Raw genomic sequence first — 6,144 nt, forward strand, 5'->3', positions numbered from 1 at the left:
GACCTTCGGCGAATCGCACGGCCCCGCTATCGGCTGCGTGATCGACGGCTGCCCGCCCGGCATGGCGCTTAACGAAGCCGATATCCAGCTCGAACTCGACCGCCGCAAACCCGGCACGTCGCGTCACGTCACGCAACGTCAGGAAGAAGACAAGGTCGAGATCCTCTCGGGCGTGTTCGAAGGTCAGACCACCGGTGCGCCGATCGCGCTGCTGATCCGCAATACCGATCAGCGCAGTAAGGACTACGGCAACATCGCCGACACCTTCCGTCCCGGTCACGCAGACTACACGTACTGGCAGAAATTCGGCATTCGCGACTATCGCGGCGGCGGCCGTTCGTCGGCCCGTTTGACCGCGCCGACCGTGGCAGCCGGCGCGGTGGCGAAAAAATGGCTGCGTGAAAAGTTCGGTACCGAGATCCGTGGCTACATGGCGGCGCTCGGCGAGATCAATGTCCCGTTCGTCGACTGGGCGCACGTGCGTGAGAACCCGTTCTTCGTGCCGAATGCCGAGATCGTGCCGGAACTCGAAAATTACATGGACGCGTTGCGCAAAGATGGCGACTCGATTGGCGCACGTATCAATGTCGTGGCTTCCGGGGTGCCGGTCGGGCTCGGCGAGCCGCTGTTCGACCGCCTCGATGCGGACATTGCCCACGCCATGATGGGTATCAACGCGGTGAAAGGCGTCGAGATCGGCGCGGGCTTCGCCAGTGTCGCGCAACGCGGCTCGGTGCATGGCGACGAATTGACGCCGGAGGGCTTCGTCGGTAATCACGCGGGCGGGGTGCTCGGTGGTATCTCGACCGGGCAGGACATCACCGTGTCCATCGCGATCAAGCCGACTTCGAGCATTCGCACGCCGCGCCGTTCGATCGACAAGGCAGGTCAGCCGGCTGTCGTCGAAACGTTTGGGCGTCATGACCCGTGCGTCGGCATCCGTGCCACTCCGATCGCCGAATCCATGCTCGCGCTGGTATTGATCGACCACGCATTGCGTAACCGTGCGCAATGCGGCGATGTCGCCGTGAGCACGCCGAAGATCGCGGCGAGCGCGCCTTAAGGAGGAGCGCTGAGCGCCTTCGTACGTGCCCTGCGCGCCGTGGCCTCGGTCTCTCTATGACTGATACGACCTCCGAGCCGGCAGAGCGCCAACTCGCGGCTCTGCGCGTGCGCGCCACCGCGCCGCAAGCCGCAGCAGCCGACTGTCTCGCGTTCGGACACACGCTGCTGCAACGCGCCGGCCGTGACAAAGCCAGTCAGCGCGAGGCGCTGGCCGCGCTGGTGCGCGCTTATCAGCTCGACGCTTGCTGCGACTCCACCTTGCTCCACACGATTGCGCAGACGGCGTTCATCGTGCGCGACTGGGTGCTCGTCGACTCCGCCGCGACATTGCTGCTCGAACGGAACCACGAAGACGCTAACGCGTTGATCTGGCGCGCCGCCGCCGTGCAACAGCGCAACGATTTCGACACGGCCGAGCGGCTGTTGCGCGAAGCGGTGCGAGTCGTATCCGGCAATCCGGCGGCCGGCGCTCCGGCGGCCGGCGCTCCGGTGGCGCTTCACAAGCTCGCGTTGTGCGTGAAGGAGCAGGCGCGTTTCGCGGAAGCGGAAGCATTGCTCAGGCAGGTGCTCGTGTTGTCGCCGAATAACGCGCATGCGCAATTCGATCTGTCTGAACTCGAAATCCGCACAGGACGTTTCGCTGAGGGCTGGGCGCATTACGAATCACGCGTCGTGTTCGGCGACGATCTGAATAACGCGCAGCATGCGCTCGCCGAGATCAGCGCGCATTGGCAGGGCGAATCGCTGGAAGGCAAAACGCTGATCGTGTATGGCGAGCAAGGCAACGGCGACTGTCTTTGGGCGGTGCGCTTTCTGCCGCTGCTAGCCGAGCGCGCGCGGCGTGAGGGCGGGCGCGTGATTTTTGGTCACGACGGGCCGTTGCGGCATCTATTCGAACGGATGCTGCCCGCCGACTTGCCGCTCGAAACAAGCCTTGAAACGCGGCCTGATTTCCATTGCGGATTGATGAGCTTGCCGTTACGGCTTGGTGTTTTCGATGCAACAGGGTGGGGTGCGCCGTATCTGAGCGCCGAGCCTGCGCGTGTGCAGGCCTGGCGTGAGCGGGTCCAGGCGCACACAGCGGGCAAGCCGGGCAATCGCAAGGTCGGCCTGGTGTGGAACGGCAATCCTGAGCATATCCGCGATATGAGGCGGTCGGTACCGGTCGAGCAACTCGAGTCGCTAGTGAGCGTGCCCGGCGTGACATATTTTGCGTTGTCGCCGGGGCGCGGCGAAACAGTCGCGCTGTGGCGGGCCAAAGGCCTCGATGTCGTCGACCTGACCCACCATTTTCAGTCCGGATTCGACGACGTCGCTGCGTTGCTGGCGAGTCTGGATCTGGTCGTCACGATCGATAGCGGGCCCGCGCATCTGGCAGGAGCGCTCGGCGTGCCGACGTGTTTGATGATCGACCACGTGTCGGCATGGTTTTGGGGCGACGAATCGCGCGCCACGCCCTGGTACGATTCTATTGAGCTCTTTCGACAGCCGGAGATTGGCGCGTGGGCGCCGGTGCTGGCGCGGGTGCGAGAGCGGATTGAAATGACGCGGGGCGCTTGAGTTTTTTGAATTGCAAACCTCATCGCCGGCGTCAGCCTGCTTATTGCGTTGCGATCGCGTGACGACAGAAAACGCCGCTGGGAAGCGGCGTTTGTATGCATCACATATTCGGATAATTCGGACCGCCGCCACCTTCTGGCGTAACCCAGACGATGTTCTGCGTCGGGTCCTTGATATCGCAGGTCTTGCAGTGCACGCAGTTCTGCGCGTTGATCACCAGCCGTTCGCTGCCGTCGTCGTTCTTTACGAACTCATATACCGCCGCCGGGCAGTAGCGTGACTCCGGACCGGCATAGGTCTGCCAGTTCACATTCACCGGCACCGAAGGATCTTTCAGCGTCAGGTGAGCCGGCTGGTTCTCTTCATGGTTGGTGTTCGAGATGAACACCGACGAGAGACGATCGAATGTCAGCTTGCCATCGGGCTTCGGATACACGATCGGCTTGCACTGCGACGCCGGCTTCAGCATTTCGTGATCGGAATGCTGATGATGCAGCGTCCAGGGCACGTTGCCGCCCAGCAGCTTCTGCTCGATACCGACCATCAAGGTGCCGAGATACAGGCCCTTGCTCATCCACTGCTTGAAATTACGCGCACGATGCAGTTCCGTGTGCAGCCATGAAGTCTTGAAAGACTCTGGATACGCGGTGAGTTCATCGCTGGTACGTCCCGCCTGCACGGCTTCAAACGCTGCTTCAGCGGCCAGCATGCCGGTCTTGATCGCCGCATGCGAGCCCTTGATCCGCGATGCGTTCAGGAAGCCCGCATCGTCGCCCACCAGCGCGCCACCCGGGAACACCAGCTTCGGCAGCGACAGCAGGCCGCCCGCGGTAATCGCCCGCGCGCCGTACGACACCCGCTTGCCGCCTTCGAGCACCGCGCGGATTGCAGGATGCGTCTTGTAACGCTGGAACTCCTCGAACGGCGACAGATACGGATTCGTGTAGCCGAGGCCGACGACAAAACCTACCATCACCTGGTTGCTATCCATGTGATACAGGAACGAGCCACCGTAGGTGTCGGTTTCCAGCGGCCAGCCGGCGGTGTGCATCACCAGACCCGGTTTGTGCTTCGACGGATCGATTTCCCACAGTTCCTTGATGCCGATCCCGTAGACCTGCGGATCGACGCCTTCACGCAGCTTGAATTTATCGTTCAGCTGACGGCCCAGGTGCCCGCGCGCGCCTTCGCAGAACAGCGTGTACTTTGCGTGCAACTCCATACCGAGCTGGAAGTTTTCGGTCGGCTCGCCATCCTTGCCGATCCCCAGATTGCCGGTCGCGACGCCTTTGACCGAGCCATCGTCGTTATACAGAATCTCGGCAGCCGGAAAGCCCGGGAAGATTTCCACGCCCAACGCTTCAGCCTGCTGACCCAGCCAGCGCGTGACGTTCGCGAGGCTGATCACGTAGTTACCGTGGTTCTTGAAGTTGTCCGGCAGCGCCCAGGTCGGCACGCTCTTCGAACCGGTTTCGGTGAGGAACAGGAAGCGGTCTTCGGTCACTTCTACGTCTAAAGGCGCGCCTTTTTCCTTCCAGTCGGAAATCAGCTCGTTCAAAGCGCGCGGATCCATCACCGCGCCCGACAGGATATGAGCCCCGATCTCCGAGCCTTTTTCCAGTACGCACACGCCAAGCTCGACGCCTTTTTCAGCCGCCAGCTGCTTCAGGCGGATCGCCGCGGACAGGCCAGCCGGGCCGCCGCCGACGATCACCACGTCGTATTCCATCGACTCGCGCGGGCCGTACTGCTCAATGAGACTTGCGGGGGTCATTGATGCTCCTCTTACCGTTAGAATGCTTTTTTCGGGATCGTATTGTGGGCGATGGTCTCTTGCACTGCAACCTGATGAGCAGAGATTAGCACGATCGTTCTATTTTTGTGATACGGTATGACCCGTAGCAAGGGGGCTTACCGCACCTGTCAACCGTGTCTGTAACAATAACCGAACAAGGGAACGACAATGGGCCGTTCGATCAATCTGGAAGGCAAGGTCGCGCTGGTCACGGGCGCCTCGAGCGGGTTGGGGAAGCGCTTTGCTCAGGTATTGTCACAAGCGGGCGCGAAGGTCGTGCTGGCAAGCCGCCGCACCGAGCGTCTGAAGGAGTTGCGCGCCGAGATCGAAGCCTCCGGCGGCGCGGCGCACGTTGTCTCGCTCGACGTCACGGATTATCAGAGCATCAAATCCGCCGTTGCTCACGCGGAAACCGAGGCGGGAACGATCGACATTCTGGTGAACAATTCAGGCGTGTCGACCACGCAGAAGCTCTCGGAAGTCACGCCGGCCGACTTCGAATATGTGTTCGACACTAACACGCGCGGCGCCTTCTTTGTCGCCCAGGAAGTCGCCAAGCGCATGATCATGCGCGGCAACAATGCGCAGAAGCCGTCGTACCGGATCATCAACATCGCGTCGATGGCGGGTTTGCGCGTGCTGCCGCAGATCGGCCTGTACTCGATGAGCAAGGCCGCGGTCGTCCATATGACGAAGGCCATGGCGCTGGAGTGGGGCAAGCACGGCATCAACGTGAACGCGATCTGCCCGGGCTATATCGACACCGAGATCAATCACCATCATTGGTCGACCGAGCAGGGGCAGAAGCTCGTGTCGCTGCTGCCGCGTCATCGGGTCGGCACGCCGGAGGATCTGGACGGACTGCTGCTGCTGCTGGCGGCCGACGAATCGCAGTTCATCAACGGCTCGGTGATTGCTGCCGACGATGGTTTCGGGCTGGCCTGAATACCTCTGCGGGCCTCTTTGGGCTCCTTCCGGCCGCTCAGCGGCTCAGCCGCGCTGTCCGCGTGCGGCCGCTCAGGACCGCATCGTCCGCGTCCGGCCGCCGCAGGGGGAGGCCCGGGCTGCGCGATTTTCGCGCCGCCGCCGCGGCGCGCTGCGTAGCGCCTAGCTCGTCCACCGTCGTGCATTGGGGCACAGCCGAAGAAACTGTTTTACGCGCGCGGGCCTTCTGCTGAAGGAAAGCCTGCGTTATTTTGTTTGTCATTTCTGTGCCGGCCCGCGCGCCGGCTTCAACCCGATTTCAATTCGTTAAAGAAGTACGATGAGCGATTTTCATGCAGTTTTCGAGATGTCGATGCCGATCCGCTGGGGCGACATGGACGCATTCGGCCATGTGAACAACACGGTCTATTTCCGCTACATGGAGCAGGTGCGGATTTCCTGGTTCGAACAACTGGGTCTTGCCGGCAGCAATGCCGATGGGCAGGGGCCGGTGATCGTCAATGCGTCGATGGAATTTCTCAAGCAGTTGCACTATCCCGGCGATGTGATCGGCCGGATGTCCGTAGCGACACCCGGGCGCAGCAGCTTCGATACCGGCTTCGAGCTCGTGCGCGCCGACGATCCGACCACCGTGTATGCACGCGGCGCCGCGCGCTGCGTGTGGATCGACTACGCAGCGGGCAAGTCGGTGCCGGTGCCGGATTTACTGCGCGCGACGATCGAGGGTGCCGCGCTGGTCAAGGCGGCTTGAGCGTCAACCTCCTGTCACGGCCTGATAG

5 protein-coding genes are annotated in these 6,144 nt (G+C 62.2%); 4 read left to right on the forward strand and 1 reads right to left on the reverse strand.

Annotation, left to right across the window (positions count from 1 at the left end; all coding sequences use genetic code 11):
• On the forward strand, window positions 1-1,063 hold a 1,063-nt coding region (aroC, locus tag QOC89_RS14280), incomplete at its 5' end, for a chorismate synthase (RefSeq protein WP_323045603.1).
• A gap of 56 nt (window positions 1,064-1,119) precedes the next feature.
• Window positions 1,120-2,625, forward strand: a complete 1,506-nt coding sequence (locus QOC89_RS14285) for a glycosyltransferase family 9 protein (protein WP_323045604.1) — start codon at window positions 1,120-1,122, stop codon at window positions 2,623-2,625.
• Window positions 2,626-2,725: 100 nt separating this feature from the next.
• On the opposite strand, the gene QOC89_RS14290 is transcribed toward QOC89_RS14285, so the two are convergent.
• Window positions 2,726-4,399, reverse strand: a complete 1,674-nt coding sequence (locus QOC89_RS14290; protein WP_323045605.1) for an electron transfer flavoprotein-ubiquinone oxidoreductase — start codon at window positions 4,397-4,399, stop codon at window positions 2,726-2,728.
• Window positions 4,400-4,588: 189 nt separating this feature from the next.
• Between QOC89_RS14290 and QOC89_RS14295 the strand changes: the two genes are divergently transcribed.
• A complete protein-coding gene (locus QOC89_RS14295; protein ID WP_179733172.1) occupies window positions 4,589-5,365 on the forward strand; it encodes an SDR family oxidoreductase in 777 nt (258 codons plus the stop codon).
• A 319-nt stretch (window positions 5,366-5,684) separates the two neighbouring features.
• The gene (locus QOC89_RS14300) at window positions 5,685-6,116 is read left to right on the forward strand and encodes a thioesterase family protein (RefSeq protein ID WP_323045606.1); all 432 of its coding nucleotides are present in this window, start codon (window positions 5,685-5,687) and stop codon (window positions 6,114-6,116) included.
• Window positions 6,117-6,144: the final 28 nt, after the last annotated feature.

The organism is Paraburkholderia sp., assembly GCF_034668105.1.
Taxonomy (GTDB): domain Bacteria; phylum Pseudomonadota; class Gammaproteobacteria; order Burkholderiales; family Burkholderiaceae; genus Paraburkholderia.

Bases quoted from the DNA above. Each gene is read 5' to 3' on its own strand.
- QOC89_RS14285 (WP_323045604.1), top strand. From the start codon at position 1,120: ATGACTGATACGACCTCCGAGCCGGCAGAGCGCCAACTCGCGGCTCTG.
- QOC89_RS14290 (WP_323045605.1), bottom strand. From the start codon at position 4,399: ATGACCCCCGCAAGTCTCATTGAGCAGTACGGCCCGCGCGAGTCGATG.
- QOC89_RS14295 (WP_179733172.1), top strand. From the start codon at position 4,589: ATGGGCCGTTCGATCAATCTGGAAGGCAAGGTCGCGCTGGTCACGGGC.
- QOC89_RS14300 (WP_323045606.1), top strand. From the start codon at position 5,685: ATGAGCGATTTTCATGCAGTTTTCGAGATGTCGATGCCGATCCGCTGG.